Origin of the sequence: Bdellovibrio bacteriovorus, assembly GCF_001592755.1 — a bacterium.
Lineage (GTDB): Bacteria > Bdellovibrionota > Bdellovibrionia > Bdellovibrionales > Bdellovibrionaceae > Bdellovibrio > Bdellovibrio bacteriovorus_E.
On record NZ_LUKF01000012.1, the window covers coordinates 210,687 to 228,625 of the forward strand.

A 17,939-nucleotide genomic window follows, 5' to 3' on the forward strand; every position below is an offset into this window, starting at 1 on the left:
ATGAAATCAGCAAAGGTCACGCAATACTATGGGACTCTGTTTTGGCTAGCACTGCTGCTTTTGACAGTTGTCACACGATTTTATGATCTTGGAAACAAGCCTATTCACTTTGATGAAAGCATCAATGGCTGGTTTGTGATTCAAATGAAATCTTGGGGGTATTACAAGTATGATCCCAACAACTATCACGGGCCTTTGCTTTTTTATTTGATTCAAGTCTTCGAGTTTCTTTGGGGGAAAAGCCTGGAAACACTGCGCGCCGTACCTGCGGTGTTCAGTGTCTTCAGTATTATGCTTTTTGCCTTTCCGGTTTTAAAAAATCGCTTTGTTTTGACCGCGACATCTTTGCTCTTGCTGATAAGTCCCGCTTTCCTTTTCTTTGGGCGTTCGGGGATTCATGAATCACCGTTTGTGTTCTTTCAGTTGTTATTCGCCATGGGTTTCCTGCGCTGGTTTGAAAAGCCTGACAGCAAAGCGTGGGCCTTGGTGTTAACAGGAGTCGTCGGTATGATGACTCTGAAAGAGACCTTTACGATTACGGGCTTTTGTTGGCTTCTAGGACTTCTGGCTTTGGGACCAAGCACTTTGAAGCAGACTTTTTCATGGACTCAGTTAAAAAGAACCTGGTCAAAAAAAACAACTCTTCTTACCATCGTGCTTTTGATCCTATTCGTGCAATTATTTACAGGTTTTTTCCAAAACATGACGGGCCTCGCTGATTTTGCGAAGGCCATTGTTCCCTGGTTGAAAACGGGTGTTCACGGCAAAGGACATGAAAAAGAATTTCTTTATTGGGTCAAAGTGATGTGGCAGGCCGAACCCTTGGCCTTACTGGGTGTGATATTGTCTTTCGCGGGCCTATTTTCGAAGCAGCAAAGTCTTCGGGTCCTTAGCGTGTTTTCTTTGTCTCAGCTTTTGATCTATTCATTGATACCGTACAAAACGGTGTGGTGTATTTTATCTTTGGTGTGGGGTTTTTATCTGGTACTGGCGTTTTATCTGCAAATGCTTTTCGCCAATACGAAGATGAAGGTGGTGTCCCTTGCGGTTGTGACGGTGGTATCTTTGTTTAATCTGCGCAGCATGTATGCCTCTTCTTATGCTCACCCACTTGATTTTGATCATCCGTATATTTATGTCAATTCCACTTATGACCTTGAGAATCTGCAACGATTTATTCTGGATGAAGCTCGTAAGCGTCCCGAACTATTTTTGCAGCCCGTCCAAATTGGAATGAAAGAGCAGTGGCCATGGCCTTGGGTTTTGCGTTCATTCCAGAGTTTGGATTATAATTTGTGTGCGAAAAATCTAATTGAAGGCGCGTCGATTTATTTCTGTGATGTGACGGACGGGTTGGATGTGGACCGAGCTTTACATGAACCTTATTGGAAATTGCAAATCGTGCTTCGGCAGTCTAGAGAGCCTTCAATCGTGTATTTGAAACAATCTGTCTTCCCGAAGATTCCGTTTCAAAATAATGTCGAAGCCGTCGGGGGTGAGGAGTGAATATGAAAAAAACGACTTTAATGACGGTCCTGCTTTGCAGCAGTTCTGTTTTTGCGCAGGTACATAAGGTCGATGTTCTTAAAGATTTGAGCGCCAAAAAAAGTGTGGACCTCTACCAAGCCTCCGAAAAAAAGCAAAAGCTTTCGCCTTTATCCCAATTGAAAGATTACGAAATTCATTTGAAGTGGTCCGAGTGCTCAAAGCTGGCGCCTTCGGTATTTGCAGCACAAAAAGAATTGCGCGGATGGGTTGCCCAAAGCTGGCTTCATTGTTTGACTCAAGAGCAAAAGAAAAAACTGAATTTCCCAGCCGTAGAAAAGGCGTTGACGGCGATTTCGGCGCATAAAAATCTTTTTCAAGACGGTCCCTGGGCGGATCAGGTGGCGGCGAACTGGGTGAGCTTGCGTCTTTCGTATCTCGCGGATCAAGTAGAAAAGAAGAATCAAAAAGCGGGACCGCAGCTTGAGGACCTTTTGGGAAGTGGTTTGAAACTGAACAAGGAACAAAAAGCGCAGATCTTTCAGCTGCTCGCAGATTTGGCGATGTTGAAAGTAAACTACGCAGAAGCGCAATTCTTGTACGAGGAAGCTCAAGACCAAAAAGATTCAAAATATCTTCAAGAGAAAATCGAATTCTTATTAAAGACGAAAGGCGACCTGACGGTCAAAGCTCCGGCCGTGACCGGCAGTGAAGTCTTAACGGAAGAAGTGAAGATTGAAGAGCGGTTGCGCCAGTCGCTGAAACAAAATGATTCTATCTCTGCTCTTAAGGATGCAGTCTTGATTTTAAATCAATATCCGGGCAGTCGTTCGGCGAAACGTTTAAAAGATAAGCCTTTGGAGATCTACAACTCGCTTTCTGAAAAGCTTGCCAAGATCAAAGCGTTGGATGAAATGGAAGAAGCGGATGGAACCCGCTTGATCGAGTGGGCGCAATTTCTTCATCGTCGTGGCGACTTCAGTGGCGCGATGTCGCTAGCACAAAAAGCACTGCAAAAGAATCCGGGAGCCGCTCAATCCACAAGTGCTCTTTGGATCGTGGGACGATCGGCGCATTTCTTAGGGCAGTATGATCGAGCCTTGGAAACTTACAACTCATTGATGTCTTATCACAACGGTTCTGACGAAGCGGCTGAAGCGATGTTCCGTTCCGCGCTGATTCATTTCCGTCGCAAAGATTATTCTTCGGCAGGGGCTCTTCTTGAAAAACTGCTTTTACAGAATCGCGATCGTTATGATCTCAATGCTCAGCACTGGTTGGTGCGCAGTCTGCAGGAAACAAATCCAGAGCGCGCAAAACAAGTCGCGGCAGAGCTGATTGAAAAATATCCGTTCTCTTACTATGGACTTCGCTTGAAAGCGGAATCCCAGAATGGAAAACTGACTTGGCCAGAACTGAAAGACAAAACACCGAAGTTGCAAAGTGAACTATTCTTAGCGGGACCACAAAGAAAAATGTGGCAACGCTTTAAATCTTTGTCCGATGCGGGCTGGTTGATTGAAGCGCAAACTGAACTTGAAGGCTTGCCGTTTATTAAAGATCCCACTTTAAAAATGGCTCTAGCAGAAAAATTGTCCGAGCGTCACCAGTACATGACGGCGATTCGCTTCGTCGGCTCTGCCATGGATGCGGATCCTCGCTTGCGTCGCGAGCAGTTTGTTAAGCTCGGTTACCCGCAAGTGTATGCTTCGTTGTATAAAGCTGAAGCAGAACGCTATGGCATCCACATCAACTTGTTGCGCAGTTTGACTCGGCAAGAGAGTGCTTTCAACCTGCAAGCTGTTTCCACGTCCAACGCTTTGGGTTTGATGCAGATGATTCCACCGACGGCGCAGGAAGTTTCAAGAAAACTGGGGATGAAGGTCGAGCTTCCCGAGGATATGTTCCGCCCCGAAGTAAATATTCCGATGGGTTCGTTCTATATTTCCCAGATGTTGGACCAGTTTGAGAATAATGTGCCCTTTGCCTTAGCTGCATATAATGCAGGACCCCACCGTTTGAAGACGTGGATGGAGGGACGCGCAGAGATCACCGAGCTTGTTTCTCAGAGTGCAGGCAGTGTTCGCGACGAGATTTGGTTTGATGAGCTTCCATGGACAGAAACAAGCTTCTACGTGAAAGCCATTCTGCGTAATATTTTGCTCTATAGTCTCGTCGAGGACGGCAGTTTCACTCTGAAAACAGTACTATGGCAGGATATGCTGAATAAAAAGGCAAAATAAGGGAGATACTTTATTGAAAAAAGGCTCTGAGTTTTGTAGCCTGAAATCTGTGTGTCGATAGGAGAGGACTCATGAGGAGACTTTTAACATTGAGTTTGGTTCTGGCCTTTGTGGCGGGATGTGCGCATAAGGGCAGCAACACTGGAAACGGTGGGGCCGCAGGAACCCAGTCTGGTGACGGTGAAATTAAAGATATCGGTTCATTCCGTCTATCAGATCCCGAAGGCCCTAAAGTGGTCGACCAAGAGTTGGAATCCATCCCAACGGAAGTCAATCCGCTGGTTGAAAAATGGATCGCTTACTTCCAAGGACGTGGACGTCCTCACATGGAAAGATATTTAGCCCGTTCTACTCGCTACGAAAAACTCATGAAAAAAGTTTTGCGCGATAACGGTCTTCCTGAAGATCTTTTCTATATCGCTTTGATCGAATCCGGCTTTAGTTCCAAAGCCACTTCCCATGCATCTGCAGTAGGTTACTGGCAGTTTATTCGTGGAACAGGCAAACGCTACGGTCTTGATATCAACGCTTTCGTCGATGAAAGACGTGACCCTGTTTTCGCCACTCAAGCCGCGGCAGAATACTTCAAAGGTCTTTATAGCGTATTCGGTTCTTGGTACTTGGCGATGGCTTCGTATAACGTCGGTGAAAACCGCGTAAAACGTGAAGTGATGAATCACTACACGCGCGACTTCTGGGAATTGGCTCGCAAAAAAAGACTTCCTAAAGAAACAATCAACTATGTTCCAAAATTCATCGCCGCGAAGTTGATCGCAAAAGAACCAGATAAATATGGCTTCGGCGAGATCGACTATCTTCCACCGATCGAGTTCGATCACATCACAGTGAATAAACCTATCAACCTTCGTGCGATGGCTGATAAGTTGAACTTGAACTACGAAGACTTTAAAGCTTTGAATCCAAAGTACAAAGGTGAAGTGGCTCCGGTAAAAGGATCTGAACTTGTTCTGCGCATTCCTCCTGGAACTTCCGAGCAAGCCTTGATCGCAGCAAATGAAAGTGTTGTATCTAGCGTTCAGTTCGTTGCGGATTCTGGCGATACTCAAGTTTACCGCATTCGTCGTGGTGATACATTGAGCACGGTGGCTCGTCGTTACCGTACGACAGTGGCTTATCTTCGTGATCTGAATGATCTTCCTCGTCGTAAACCATTGCGCGTAGGTATGAGAATCCAAGTTCCAGACCGTACGCCACTAAGAGATCGTTCAACTTCAACGATGCTAGCGAAAAAGTCAAAAACCGAAACTCGCAGCGTGAGTGTCAGCACCGATGGACGTTACTACATCGTTCAGCAAGGTGACTCTTTGTTCACGATTGCTCGTAAATACTCAACAAGCGTTTCTGAACTTCAACGTTTAAATCAAATCAAACGCGGTCGCACTTTGAAAGTCGGCATGAAGTTGCGTGTGCCGACTCCAGACAGCTCTTCGGCTCGTGAAACAACGAAGTCGGTTGCGAAAGCGAAGTCCAAAGTTCACGTTGTTAGAAGAGGCGAAAACCTCGTGGGTATCGCGGAACGCTACAACGTTTCTATGACGGACATTAAAGAGAAAAACAAAATCCGCAATCCATCGTCTTTGATGGTGGGTGCGAGAATTCTGATTCCGGTAGCGGAAGCAAATCAATAGAATTGAAAAACAGAATAAAGCAAAAAGGCGATCTTAGGATCGCCTTTTTTATTTCTGATATTCGAAAGTCAGGTGCGTGATCGCTTCTTTGATCTTACGGATAGAGATGTTCTGATCGGGCGTCGCTGTTCCCTGAATAATAGACTGGTGACGGCCCTGGTAAAGGTAATACAGATAGTCTTGTAAGGTCTCTTCGCGGATGCCTTCATGTTGAGGAGCCCGATTGCGAAGTTCTTTTAATAGCTCAGCCGCAAAAGCCAAAGTCGCTACCGCGGCGTTTTCTGGGTATTTCAGAGTGGACTTTGTTAATCGATACTTTTCTTCAACAGAGTCTGGAATGTCCTTAATCTGAGTGGGGCCGCGGCTGTTTTCATCCGTATCAAGCCCGTTTCCTTTAGCGATAGACACGACAACAGGAATTGACTGTTTCAGACGATACTTCATGCTTTTTCCATAGTCGGTCTCTGGCGACAGAACGCCAAAAGCAAACTCTGCCAGCATGTTGTACTCGTCGTCTTCTAGTTTTAGAAGCTCCATCAAAGCTTCCTTTTCTTTCTCTAAAGTTTCTACGTAAGTGCGTTTGAAGGTGTCGTTATCATCCACGCTGTAACGAACTTTCACACTTTGTTCATTGAAAGGGGAGTAGTTGAAACTAGGACGGTTGCGTAAAACGCGAGCGGCGTTGAAGGTCAGAACGTGATTGCGAATGCGGAACTTGTGATCTTCTGAAACAGGCAAAACGTATACGAAAGTTCCTTCGGGGATTTGCAAAGAACCTTGAAACACACTGCGAACTTGCGCATCTTTCTGCGCTTTCAAAAAAAGAGTTCCCGCGCGCTGACCGGCGTGAACGTAAATTCCCGCGCCGCCTTGATCTAATTCATCGCCGTTTTTAACTTTAATTTGCGATGATGAAATCACGTCGCCTTGGGCAGAGAAGTAAGTGGCAATTTGTTTGGTCTTATTCACCACGACGTAAGGAGCATGATGAAATTTTTCGTGCGCCAGACGAATGACGGTTTGATTATCCTGAGAGTTGATCTTGTTTCGTTCTTCAAAGTAAGACCGAAAGCTTTCCGCATGGGCCGAGAAGGCCATGGCGAAAGTGAGGACTAAAAAAGCGGGCAGGGGTAAAAACGCGGTTTTCATCATGTCTCAAAACCGTGCAAATATGCGACCTTCCAAGGGTTAATGTATTGATTGTCATGGGAAAAACGTGACGGGGAATTTGTCAGTATGACGATTCTGGGCACCGGCAGTTTCGCCTCTGAAATAAGCATTTCCCCTCTTATGACTAGATCTTCAAACCCGAGTGCAAAGCTTTCGATAGATTGCATAGCCTTAAAAGCATGAAAAAATGGGGCTTCGTATTCGCGTCTGCTGTTCTTATTCTGACAACTCAAAATTCGGTCGCCGCCGACTGGCAAGAGACGAATATTCAATTTCTGCACGGGGATTCCTATAAAACTCCGACCGGAAAAGAGATTTCTCAAAGCGTGATCACGTTGGAACACGCAAGCAGTTGGGCCTATGGAAGCAATTTCTTTTTCATCGATATTTCAAATCCGGATACGGAAGATGAAACTAGTTTTTATGGGGAGATTTCTCCGGGATTTAGTTTAAAAAAGATGGGGTTATTAGAGCTCAGTGAAGAGAGTGGACCTTCTGATGTTCTTCTGCAGCTCAACTACGAGTTTCCTCAAGGGCCAGCGAAAAGAGCCGCACTCGCGGGCGTGAATTTCGTGTGGAAAAATCTAGGTTTCGATTTTCTTTCAACCCAATTTTTATTTCGCGATACCTTGGGGTTGGACGGGCACACGGGCCAGCTCACTCTGGCGTGGTTGAAACGTTTCGGCAGTGAGGCTTGGCCTTTGGAATTTAGCGGTTTTATCGACTGGGCTGGGGCCGAGGCCACCTCTCACGAAAATATTCATACGCAGCCGAATTTGCTCTTGGATTTCTCTCGTAAAACAGCGCGCAAGGTGCCTTTAAAGCTCGGCATCGAATGGAAATATTGGAAAAACAAATACGGCATCGAGGGTCTTGAAGAAAGCGTTCCTCAGGCAAAGCTTGTCTGGATTTTTTAATTCGGAAGTTTTAAGAAGAAAAAGTGAAGTCCCCAAAAACAAAAGTGCCTGCGAGGAATCTTCAGTGATAACTCACAGGCTAAGGGGAATGAAACCAATCCTTGTATGTATTGATACCTTCCATATGCACACCTCTGATTCCTCAGGTGACTCACCTTTGGCAGCTGGCTGGCGTGGACGAACCGACACCCCTCTAGCTTTGCGTCCCGCCGTTTCCGACGGTTTGCCTTGAGGCAAAGGAAGGATCTAAATCCTAACGAGTATAACCCTAGGAACCTCCTTATGAGTTATTCGATAGATCCAACCAGTTCATCGTTTTTTTAAGAGGCCTGAACCCGGAACCTCTGCGTAATAATCCTGGTGACGCCTCGTCACTTCGGTGGTTCATCATGATGATCGTGAATACGATTTTTCATCCGTGTCCTCCTTTAGCTGGCCCTAAAGCATTCACTTACTCAGAGGTAAGTCTCACGAGCCATCTGGTTTCAACTCTTTTAGGATAGCTCGACCAAAGTTTTATTTTCAAGGGGACCACTTTCGATTCTCAAAATACGTCGAAATCTCGTTTCCGTCTGAGAAACAAGGTGTGATTCTGTTTTAGGATGAAACAAATTTGAGAAGAAAAAGAAGGTGAAGAGGCTTGAAAAAACCTCTTCACCAAAAATTTTTAAGGCAGGATTTCGCGGATGTTGTTCGCGATAGTCATGAATTCTTGAGCTTCGGCACCGTTGCTGTTGGCTTCAACGATAGGGATGCCGGCTTCACACGCCAGACCTACTGAAGGATTGAAGGGAACGGCTCCCAATTTTTTCATTCCTTTGGCGTGAGCGTAAGTATCCATTTCTCCCTTAGGGAAAAGTTGGATTTTTTCACCATTGGCCGGGTTGATCATATAAGCCATGTTTTCAACCATGCCTAGCAAAGGCACGCCCACACGCTCGAACATGTCGACGGCTTTTTTCACATCGAGCAACGCCACATTCTGTGGAGTCGAAACAACCACGGCGCCGCTCACAGGAACTTTCTGTGCAAGAGTCAGCTGAATGTCGCCCGTGCCGGGAGGAAGATCGACCACCAAATAGTCAAGCTCGCCCCAATTCACATCACGAAGAAATTGATCCATGGCCTTGAATAACATCGGACCACGCCAAACCACGGCCGCATTTTCGTCCACCAAGAAACCGATGCTCATAAGTTTGATGCCGTAACGAGTGATTGGCTCAAGTTGATTCGTTTCAGGATTAATTTGTGGTTTTTGTCCTAAGCTGCCTAACATACGAGGAATACTTGGACCGTAGATATCAGCGTCCAAAAGACCCACGCGGCTCTTTTTACCCAGGGCCATAGCCAAATTAGTGGCCACAGTGCTCTTACCGACTCCACCCTTGCCTGAGGATACGGCAATAATATGTTTCACTCCGGGAATGGGGGTCTGTTTCTCAAACGGATTTGGTGCAGCCATGAAGGTGACTCCTTGATAAATTAAAGCTCCCAACGAATAATAGAAAGTGGATGAATAGCCAAGACTTTTTGACATTGAATTTAGTGGGAGCGGGAGCTTTCATCTTCTGGTACTTACTCTCGCGAGGGGGATCGCGTCGTCCAACGCAGCTCAATATGGGTGCAAAGGACAGCGCTCCGCCTTTAATCACAGCTGAAGAGCCTTCACAGGCTCTCGAACCCTTGCGTCGTCATCCTGATCTGACTCAAGCCCAAGTTAAATCCTTAAATGTGATGTTTAATTACAATGGTCATACCTGGGACGCGTACGAAGTTTTAGGTGTGCCGGCCGGGGCGTCAATCAAACTTGTCACAGAGGCGTATCAGGTGGCCTTGCGAAGATGTGATAAGGAATCGATGGAGTTTATCGAAACGGCCTATCGGGCCATTCTGAATAAAGGTGCTTAGTTTTATTGCTCGCGGGTGAAGAGACAGCTAAAGCCGCGTCCGTTCTGACTATGTTCCCAAAGAAACTTTCCGGTTTCATCCACAATCACCGTGTCTTCTTCGGAAAGACTGGCAGAGTTTTTATCTTTAATGAAAATCACCGTTTGAATTTTGCTGATCAGGTTTTCAGATTTTGTTACTTCGGACAGAATTCTTTTGTGTCCACGCTCTAGTTTTTCAAGTTCGGTCTGTGGTCCTTGGTTCGCGTGACAGAATTTTTGAACAAGGGGCGCTTTCGTCGAAAGAGAATTGAGAGTGAAGCCCTGGCATTCTGCGATCCATTCAATCTGTTTCGGGCAATCATCAGTGCCACTCACCAGTGAATAAACGGCTCTTGCTGAAGGCACCACACTTTGTGGTCCACGCATCGTCGTCTCGACGGAAGTAAAACTCTTTCCGACCCAGATCAGTCCCAAAATGAGAAATAATGCGATATTGCCCAGCATGCGGCTCCTTTTTTGTTTTTATAAAGCAAAGCTCGTGCTTCACAGAAACGACATGGTTTGGAGTTCATCGAAGTGTTCTCAATTTGGAATGTTGAACTTGGACGACAGTGACGAAATTGGGGAGGTTTGGAGGTGGGAAAAAACGCGTAGCCAAGAAACTCGGCGTTATCAATGATACCGCGTGGGTCACATTTTGCGAATGAAGTTCAGTCTATCAAGTTATGACTTTAAGGATCTCATCAAAAAATATAATTATTTTCTTGACGTGTTTTTCGATGCGATAATCGCTGCACTCTTCGACGTTTTTTTCATTTACAGGAAGGCTCTCAAAAAGATTCTTAAAGCTTTTTAGTGAGCCGATTACGACTTAGGAAAGGCAAATTAAGCTTACTTTAGTGGGCGATTTTGACATTCAAAAAAGCGAAAAATCACGAAATAAAAACCATGATAGAACTCACTCAAGCAGAAGGCAAACTTGAGCAGCCAAGAAGAATTCTCTGAAGTGGCCAATAAGTTTCCGATCGAAATTAATTCGACGAAGTCTTGCAGGAGTAGTTATGGATTTATCGAAAATTTCAAATTCTGAATTGATCGTGCGTTTGGAAAAACTCACTCGTACAGAACGAAAAATCACACACCTTATTTTGTGTCATATAAATGAAGTGGAAAGTCGAAGACTCTACGCCGAACTCGGCTTTGATTCCATGTACAAATATCTTACTCAACAGTTGGGTTATGGTGAAGACAGCGCTTATCGCAGGCTTCAAGCAGCGAGACTTTTGAAGCAAGCTCCACAAGTAGCCGACAAACTTGAAAATGGCTCTTTAAATCTGACTCAACTGACCCAGGTGCAGAAATGCTTAAAGCAAGAAATTAAAGAGGGGCGAAGAGTTGATTTGAAGCTGACACAGCAAGTACTTGAAAAGATCGAAAACAAAACCAGTTTCGAAACAGCTAAGTGTCTTGCCAAGGAATTCAATCAGGCGATCCATATCCAAGAAGTGGTGAGACCGCAAAGAGACAACAGCGTTCGCTTAGAATTGACATTCACGGAAGAACAAATGGAGGTCCTAAAGAAAGCGAAGGACTCATTATCTCATGTACTTCCCGATGGAGATTGGGCTTCGCTATTTCTGCATCTTGCGACAAAGCAGTTAAACAAAGAACTTGGGAAAAAGAGTCTTTTAAAAGGAGCAAATTCAACACAGAGCTTCACGGCTCAGCGAAAGCATATCAAAATTACTTTAAAAAGAGAGCTTCTGCATAAGGCAAATCATTGTTGTGAGTTCGTGAGCCCCACAGATGGAAAAAAATGTGAAAGTACGTATCAACTTCAAATCGATCACAGAATTCCATTGGCCAAAGGAGGAACAAACAACCCCGATAACTTAAGAGTTCTTTGCCGAACTCATAATCTCTATTTCGCAGAAAAATGGGGGCTTCTTGTGGAGTAATATATCTCGCTAAGGGACGGGGCGGAGATAGTTTAATGGTAAGTCATGAAAGTTAAAGTTATGGCGAGTAATGTAAGCTGGATGATGGGATGGGCTCCAGTGACAGATAGTAAGATGATTTGTGATTGTGACTTTGTGATAAGTGATAGGTGATGGATGATAGATGATAGATGATAGATGATAGATGGAGATAGAAGCGAAGTGCGAACTCCGTTCGGAAATCCAACCATCCTAAAACCTAAATATTCTCCTTCTTCTTCGAAGGGCGGGTCCAAATAAATACTAAAACGCAGGTGCAGATGATTCCAGCAGAGACTTTGGCGTACAACGGAACTGTGGGTTTAATTAACGACAGAGTTACAAGCGGCACCATCAAACTTGTCGCTAAAATTTTAGCGCGAGGGCGAATCACTCCATGCAGCTGCCAGTCTAAAATAAAAGGTCCCAGGTGCGGTTGATTGATCAACCAACGATGCCATCTTTCAGAGCTTCGGGAAAAACAAAACGCCGTCAGCAATAAAAACGGCGTCGTCGGCAAAAGGGGAAGAAAGATGCCTATCATCCCCAGGCCTAAAAAAAGCCAGCCAAATACAAAATAAATCGTGCGCTTTGTCTGTTGGATCATTTCGCCTAGGCCACCGAAGTCGGAAGTTCATCATCAAGTTTATGAGTCTTCTTACTTTCAAGCGGAGAAAGCATCAAGTACAAAGCGGGTACAACGAACAATGTTAAAAGCGTAGAAACAATCGTTCCCCCGATGATAGATAAACCCATCGGTATACGCGTTTCTGCTCCAATGCCGGATCCAATTACCAAAGGCGTCGCGGCAGCTACGGTGGCAACAGACGTCATCAAGATAGGACGAAGGCGCACGGGACAAGCTTCCAAAAGCGCCTTGGAGATATCTTTTTCCCCGTGATGTCGCACTTGGTTTGTGAATTCCACCAGAAGAATCGAGTTCTTCTTCGCGATACCCATCAAAACGATCAAACCGATAAAGCTAAATAGATTCAAAGAAACGTCAAACATCCATAAAGCAATCAAGGCTCCGGTCACACTGAACGGCAGGGCCACGAGAACCGAAATCGGATGAATGAAAGAGTTAAACTGCACCGCTAAGATCAAGTAAGCGACTAAAATACCAACCATCATCGCTGAATAGAGACTCTTAAACGAGTCCGCAAAACCGGCAGAGGCACCTTCCAGCGCGAATGAATAACCTGCAGGAAGAATTTCTTTGGCGATAGAGCTGGCACGTTCTAAGACTTTAGCTTGAGACTCACCCGGAGCTAAGTTGCCAAACACGGAGATCGCTCTTTGACGATTCACGCGCGAAATCCCTTGGATGGCTTTTTCTTCCTTAATATCGACCAACTGAGATAGAGGAATAAGATTTCCGAAGTTATTACGCACATAAAGACGTTTAAAATCTTCGGGCTTTTGAATCTGGTCTTCTAAAAATTTAAAGCGGATGTCGTAGCGACGGCCATCGGCCGTGTAACGCCCCTCACGAAGACCGCCAACACCGGCAGAAAGAATTTGTCCAACGTCTTCAACTGAAACTCCTCGCGCGGCCATGGCCCCGCGTTTCGGGAATAAAACCAATTCCGGAATCCCCATACGGAAATCCGTATCAAGATCCACGGCCAGTTTCTCTTTTTCTAGACGCTCCATCAGTTCGTTGGATTTATCAAAAAGGACTTTCAAATCCGGTCCACGCAAGTTGATCGCCAAAGGGTTTTGACGCCCTGTCGATAGATTTCGTGCCGAGATATCACGCATGGAAATACGCATGCCTTTAAGCTCTTTGAATTTTTGACGCCAAATATTCATGATCTGCGTGTGACCCAACTGGCGATCCGCGCGCGGCTTTAATGCCACTGGAAGGAAGAATTGATTCACGTTTGCGGAACCGCCACCTCCACCGACAGAGATAACGAAGCCTTCGACATTCGCATCAGCCTTAATGATGGCTTCGACCTTTGCGGCTTCCGCGCTGGTTTTTTCAAGAGAAGTGCCCGGAGGCATCTGGCCATTAATGATGATGAAGTTTTGATCCTGCGCCGGTACGAATTCTTGACGAACTTTACTGACTAAAACCAACGAAACGACAAAGAACACCAAAGATCCGCCGACCACTAAATATTTAAATCTTAAAGTGCCGTGCAAAACTTTTTGATAAGAGTGCGAGAACTTTTCAAAAAGAACATCCAAGAAATGCTCAAGCTTTGAAACTTTCGGTTCTGTACTTAAAAGAGCCGCGGCCCGCATCGGTGTGATTGTGACGGCTTCAAGAAGTGAAAGCGAAACCGCTGCACTCATTGTAACGCCGAACTGGAAAAAGAACTTACCGATAATACCGTCCATAAAGACGACTGGTAAGAAGACCGCAATAACGGCCAGTGTGGCTGCTGTTGCTGCCGGTAAAACTTCTTTGGAGCCATCGGAGGCCGCTCGTGCCGATCCCTTACCCATGCGATAGTGCCGAACAATGTTTTCTAAAAGCATGATGGCATCATCGACGACGATTGAAATCGAAAGCGTCAGCGCTAAAAGCGTAAATAGATTCAGCGTAAAGCCCGAGAAATAAAGAATGATGAAAGTTCCGACAATGGAAGTCGGGATGGAAAATAAAATATTCACCGCAGCTTGAATACTTCCCAGGAACAAGAAGCAGACGAGGATGGTGATAAGGGCCGCCACCCAAAGTTTCTCAATTGTTAAGTGAACGGTCGCATCGGTGGGGAGAGTGAAATCCACATTCACGCGGAAATTAAAGCCTTCGGGAAAACTGCCTTTGATGGAGTCTAATTTTTGACGAACTTCCTGTGCCACGGTCACTTCATTCGTGCCGCGCTGTTTTTTCACGGAAATAGAAATCGCCTGACGGCCATCGACACGCGCCACACGGCGAACATCAGAAAGACCATCTTCCACGCGCGCGACGTCGCGGATATAGATATTGCGGTCATGAATGCGCTGACCTCCGCGACGAAGAATTTGAATGTTCGCCACTTCGTCAACATTGGTCGCTTCGCCCAACCAGCGAACACGCAGTTCACGTTCTTTTTCGGTAAATTGTCCCGCGGCACTTTCCACGTGCTGCGTGCTGATCGCTTCAATCACGTCAGACAAGGTAAGGTAAAGAGCCTCTAGTTTTTTAGTATCCACCCAAATACGCAAGTTTCTTTGACTGAAACCTTGGATACTGACTTCACCCACGCCTGGCAGAAAGCGGATTTGATCCAGCAAATAGTTCTCAGTCCAGTTAATCATCTCGCGCAGATCAGATTCGCCGTAAATGGAAAGAATGATAATGGGATCTTCTTCGGGATTTTGTTTACGAACCGTCGCAGGATCGACACCAGGAGGCCAGCGCATACGGCTTAAGGCTGTTTGCACCTCTTGCAAAACCACGTCGACGTTGCGGTTGATATCGAACTCTAAAGTCACCGAGCCTGAACCTTGGCGTGCGGAAGAACGCATCTCTTTGATACCTTCGATCGCCAAAAGTCTTTCTTCGATAGGGTCGATCAACTCGGCTTCGACGATCTCGGGCGCGGCCCCTTCGTAATCCACCGAAACGCTAATGACCGGGAAGTCGACGTCTGGCAATTGGCTGATCCCCATGCGGTTCATACAGATGGCACCAAAAACGATAAGAGCAAACATCAGAACCCAGGCAAAGACGGGGCGGCGAATCGAGAGATCGATCAAATTCATGGGTGTTCCTTTCGCGCACAGATATTTTTACCCATTAAAACGGGGTGTCAACAAAGCGGGCTTTCGGCCGACTGAATTTAGACGGAACGCAGAGGTGTTTGGTTCGAATTATTTTCGAAAAAAATGGGAGCTAATTTTTAATTACTGAGCTTTGGCAGAAAGCGGCTCTTTATAATCGGGCATCAATTTCCCACGATGACACATGTAGCACGTGGCCATGGGGCCTTTTTTCCCATCGAAGCCATTTTCCTTCAACATTTGAGTCAGCTTCATATGCTCTTTTCCGACCTTGAAAGATTTCTTCGAATCATCGCGGAAATTTTGAACATTGTGGCACTCGGCGCAGGTGACGCCCAACTCGCGGGAAATAACGATCATCTGTTCGCGAATTTTTTCTTCTTTGGTGACAAACTTAGTGACGGATTCTGAGTGCGCCTTTGGTAAAAGGAGCACAAGGCCTAGTAAAAAGAGGGTGTGGCTTTTTCGGATGCGCTGCATGAGATTAGCTTCGCTGACGTCAGGTCCTTTAGGCAAGCAGACCCTGACTTCTTGACTGCTTCTGGACCAAATGTAAAAGTACACGTGGTATTGTCTTACCTATTTTGGAGCCCAGCATGAAAATTAAGCACTGTGAAGACCTCAATACTCTTGTAAGTCTTAGCAAACGTCGTGGTTTTGTCTTTCAATCGAGTGAAATCTACGGAGGTCTAGCTAGTTGCTGGGACTACGGTCCTCTGGGTTCTTTGATGAAGTTGAACGTGAAGCGCGCGTGGTGGAATGCCATGACTCGCAGATCTGACATCGTGGGTTTGGATGCGGCTATCTTGATGCACCCCACAGTTTGGAAGGCTTCCGGTCACGTCGATGGCTTCAGTGATCCTTTGGTTGACTGTAAGGAATGTAAGACACGTTTCCGCGCCGACAACACAGAGTCTTATCTTAAAGACAAAAAGTGCCCGAACTGTGGCAGTAAGAATCTTTCTGAAGAAAGAAACTTCAACTTGATGTTCAAAACTCACATGGGTCCTTTGGAGGATTCAGCGAGCGTGATTTACTTGCGTCCAGAGACAGCGCAGGGTCACTTCGTAAATTTCCAAAATTGCCAACAATCTTCTCGTTATAAAATTCCATTTGGAATCGCGGCGATCGGTAAGTCTTTCCGTAACGAAATCACTCCAGGGAATTTCATCTTCCGTACGCGTGAATTCGAACAAATGGAGATGCAATATTTCGTAAAACCGGGCACGGACGAAAAGTATTTCGCCGACTGGAAAGAAACGCGTTGGAACTTCTATATTAAGTACGGCATCCGTCCTGAAAACTTAAAATTCAAAGACCATGATAAACTGGCGCACTATGCTCGTGCGGCCGTGGACGTGGAATACAAATTCCCAATGGGCTTCTCAGAGCTTGAAGGTATTCACAACCGTTCGGACTTTGACTTGACCCAACATTCGAAGTTCTCTGGCAAAAACTTGGAATACTTCGACGAAGCTAATAAAGAAAAATACATCCCTTACGTTATTGAAACAGCCGTGGGTTGTGACCGTCTGTTCTTGGCTTTCTTATGTGATGCTTACCGTGAAGAGATCACGACAGATGAAGCGGGCAAAGAGGACACACGTGTGGTTCTAGGTCTGCACCCTGACATTGCTCCATTTAAAGTGGCTGTTCTTCCTTTATCTAAAAAAGAGGAGCTGACTTCGATTGCTGAAAAGTTGCGCGATCAGTTGGCGGAGGACTTTGATGTGACTTACGACGAAACGGCATCCATCGGTAAACGTTACCGTCGTCAAGATGAAGTAGGGACACCTTATTGTGTGACTGTGGACTTCGATACCATCAACGACCAAGCTGTAACGGTGCGCCATCGCGATAAAATGACTCAAGAGCGTGTGCCAATGAGTCAACTGAATGCGTACGTGGCCGCAAAGTTGAAAACATTTAATCAGTAGTACAATTCAATTTTGGGAGCCTGAAACGGGCTCCCAGTCTTCCTGTCGTTCCGCGATCCTATCTTTTAAGATCTGCGGACATTTTTCAGAATTCTGACAATTAAAAGTTAAGATTTTGTAGTTAATAGGCCGTGTCAATGTGCATTTCGCTTTGCAAACCCCTGGACCATGGTCTGTAATCTTTCGCGAATAGGTGGGTAATTCGTTTTTATCCACAAACATATTGGAGGGGAAATATGGAATTCCTAACGAAAGTTGCTCAAGCATTTCAACACGGTGGATTTTGGATGTGGCCTATCATGTTCATCCAAATTACATCAATCGCGATCATCATCGAAAGAACTTACGCGCTTTTCGTGCGTCGCAAGTTGAATCAAACTGCTTACGCATTAGGCTTTGAAGAGTCTATTCGTCGTGGCGAAATGGATGCGGTTATCACGAAAGCACAATCAGGTGCGACTGAAAATCCAGTAGCGCGCGCAATTGCAGCGGGTGCGATGGCTGCTCGTAATATGGGCGGTAAAGAAGAGATCCAAGGTAAAATGGATGAAGTTCTTCTAGAAGAGAACGGTCACCTTGATTACCGCACGGGTTTCCTAACTATGCTTGGTAACGTGGCGACGTTGACAGGTCTTCTTGGAACAATCAGCGGTATGATCAGCTCGTTCGCAGCGGTGGCTTTCGCGAATCCAGCAGAAAAAGCATCTTTGCTTTCTGCAGGTATCTCTGAAGCGATGAATGCGACAGCTTACGGTTTGATCGCAGCGATCCCAGCTCTAGTAGCTTATGCTATCTTGCAAAACAGAGCGAATCGCTTGGCTGAAGATTTGAATCAAGGTGGTTTGAAAGTTTACAACTGGTTGAGCTACTCTTACGATCCAATCACATCTTACCAAATCAAAACGAACAAATCTGAGCGCCACACTGAAGTGAATGCGTAAGCTTAAGAG

14 protein-coding genes and 1 riboswitch are annotated in these 17,939 nt (G+C 45.7%); of the genes, 8 read left to right on the forward strand and 6 right to left on the reverse strand.

What is annotated here, in order from left to right; genetic code table 11:
- The 3 genes from AZI85_RS07750 to AZI85_RS07760 all read left to right on the forward strand — a co-directional run bounded on the left by AZI85_RS07750 (window position 1) and on the right by AZI85_RS07760 (window position 5,377).
- The gene (locus AZI85_RS07750; RefSeq protein WP_063243537.1) at window positions 1–1,506 is read left to right on the forward strand and encodes a flippase activity-associated protein Agl23; all 1,506 of its coding nucleotides are present in this window, start codon (window positions 1–3) and stop codon (window positions 1,504–1,506) included.
- 2 nt (window positions 1,507–1,508) lie between these two features.
- Window positions 1,509–3,728, forward strand: coding sequence for a transglycosylase SLT domain-containing protein (locus AZI85_RS07755; RefSeq protein WP_063243538.1), 2,220 nt, complete (start codon window positions 1,509–1,511; stop codon window positions 3,726–3,728).
- A 71-nt stretch (window positions 3,729–3,799) separates the two neighbouring features.
- Window positions 3,800–5,377 carry a LysM peptidoglycan-binding domain-containing protein gene (locus AZI85_RS07760; RefSeq protein WP_063243539.1) on the forward strand — a complete coding sequence of 526 codons (1,578 nt, stop codon included), beginning with the start codon at window positions 3,800–3,802 and terminating at the stop codon, window positions 5,375–5,377.
- Window positions 5,378–5,425: 48 nt separating this feature from the next.
- Here AZI85_RS07760 and AZI85_RS07765 read toward each other — a convergent pair whose 3' ends face one another.
- The gene (locus AZI85_RS07765; RefSeq protein WP_063243540.1) at window positions 5,426–6,529 is read right to left on the reverse strand and encodes a hypothetical protein; all 1,104 of its coding nucleotides are present in this window, start codon (window positions 6,527–6,529) and stop codon (window positions 5,426–5,428) included.
- Window positions 6,530–6,726: 197 nt separating this feature from the next.
- Between AZI85_RS07765 and AZI85_RS07775 the strand changes: the two genes are divergently transcribed.
- A complete protein-coding gene (locus tag AZI85_RS07775) occupies window positions 6,727–7,464 on the forward strand; it encodes a DUF5020 family protein (protein ID WP_063243542.1) in 738 nt (245 codons plus the stop codon).
- 156 nt (window positions 7,465–7,620) lie between these two features.
- Window positions 7,621–7,702, reverse strand: a riboswitch (cyclic di-GMP riboswitch).
- A 429-nt stretch (window positions 7,703–8,131) separates the two neighbouring features.
- On the opposite strand, the gene AZI85_RS07780 is transcribed toward AZI85_RS07775, so the two are convergent.
- Window positions 8,132–8,926, reverse strand: coding sequence for an Mrp/NBP35 family ATP-binding protein (locus AZI85_RS07780; protein WP_081110957.1), 795 nt, complete (start codon window positions 8,924–8,926; stop codon window positions 8,132–8,134).
- A 50-nt stretch (window positions 8,927–8,976) separates the two neighbouring features.
- On the opposite strand from AZI85_RS07780, the gene AZI85_RS07785 reads away from it, so the two are divergent.
- Window positions 8,977–9,372 (forward strand): hypothetical protein, encoded by a 396-nt coding sequence (locus AZI85_RS07785; RefSeq protein ID WP_063243544.1) that lies wholly within the window; start codon window positions 8,977–8,979, stop codon window positions 9,370–9,372.
- A gap of 2 nt (window positions 9,373–9,374) precedes the next feature.
- On the opposite strand, the gene AZI85_RS07790 is transcribed toward AZI85_RS07785, so the two are convergent.
- Window positions 9,375–9,857 (reverse strand): hypothetical protein, encoded by a 483-nt coding sequence (locus AZI85_RS07790; protein ID WP_063243545.1) that lies wholly within the window; start codon window positions 9,855–9,857, stop codon window positions 9,375–9,377.
- 557 nt (window positions 9,858–10,414) lie between these two features.
- On the opposite strand from AZI85_RS07790, the gene AZI85_RS07795 reads away from it, so the two are divergent.
- Window positions 10,415–11,311 (forward strand): HNH endonuclease, encoded by an 897-nt coding sequence (locus tag AZI85_RS07795; RefSeq protein WP_063243546.1) that lies wholly within the window; start codon window positions 10,415–10,417, stop codon window positions 11,309–11,311.
- A gap of 238 nt (window positions 11,312–11,549) precedes the next feature.
- On the opposite strand, the gene AZI85_RS07800 is transcribed toward AZI85_RS07795, so the two are convergent.
- The 3 genes from AZI85_RS07800 to AZI85_RS07810 form a co-directional block, all read right to left on the reverse strand.
- Window positions 11,550–11,936 (reverse strand): YbaN family protein, encoded by a 387-nt coding sequence (locus AZI85_RS07800; RefSeq protein ID WP_063243547.1) that lies wholly within the window; start codon window positions 11,934–11,936, stop codon window positions 11,550–11,552.
- A gap of 5 nt (window positions 11,937–11,941) precedes the next feature.
- Window positions 11,942–15,034, reverse strand: coding sequence for an efflux RND transporter permease subunit (locus AZI85_RS07805; RefSeq protein ID WP_063243548.1), 3,093 nt, complete (start codon window positions 15,032–15,034; stop codon window positions 11,942–11,944).
- 141 nt (window positions 15,035–15,175) lie between these two features.
- Entirely contained in the window at window positions 15,176–15,487 is a 312-nt protein-coding gene (locus tag AZI85_RS07810) for a photosynthetic reaction center cytochrome c subunit (protein WP_155723966.1), read from the reverse strand.
- 161 nt (window positions 15,488–15,648) lie between these two features.
- Here AZI85_RS07810 and AZI85_RS07815 point away from each other — a divergent pair, with 161 nt between their 5' ends.
- Window positions 15,649–16,989 carry a glycine--tRNA ligase gene (locus AZI85_RS07815; RefSeq protein WP_063209012.1) on the forward strand — a complete coding sequence of 447 codons (1,341 nt, stop codon included), beginning with the start codon at window positions 15,649–15,651 and terminating at the stop codon, window positions 16,987–16,989.
- Between the two features lie 236 nt (window positions 16,990–17,225).
- On the forward strand, window positions 17,226–17,930 hold the full coding sequence (locus AZI85_RS07820; RefSeq protein WP_063209014.1) for a MotA/TolQ/ExbB proton channel family protein: 705 nt from the start codon (window positions 17,226–17,228) through the stop codon (window positions 17,928–17,930).
- The last annotated feature ends 9 nt before the right edge of the window (window positions 17,931–17,939 follow it).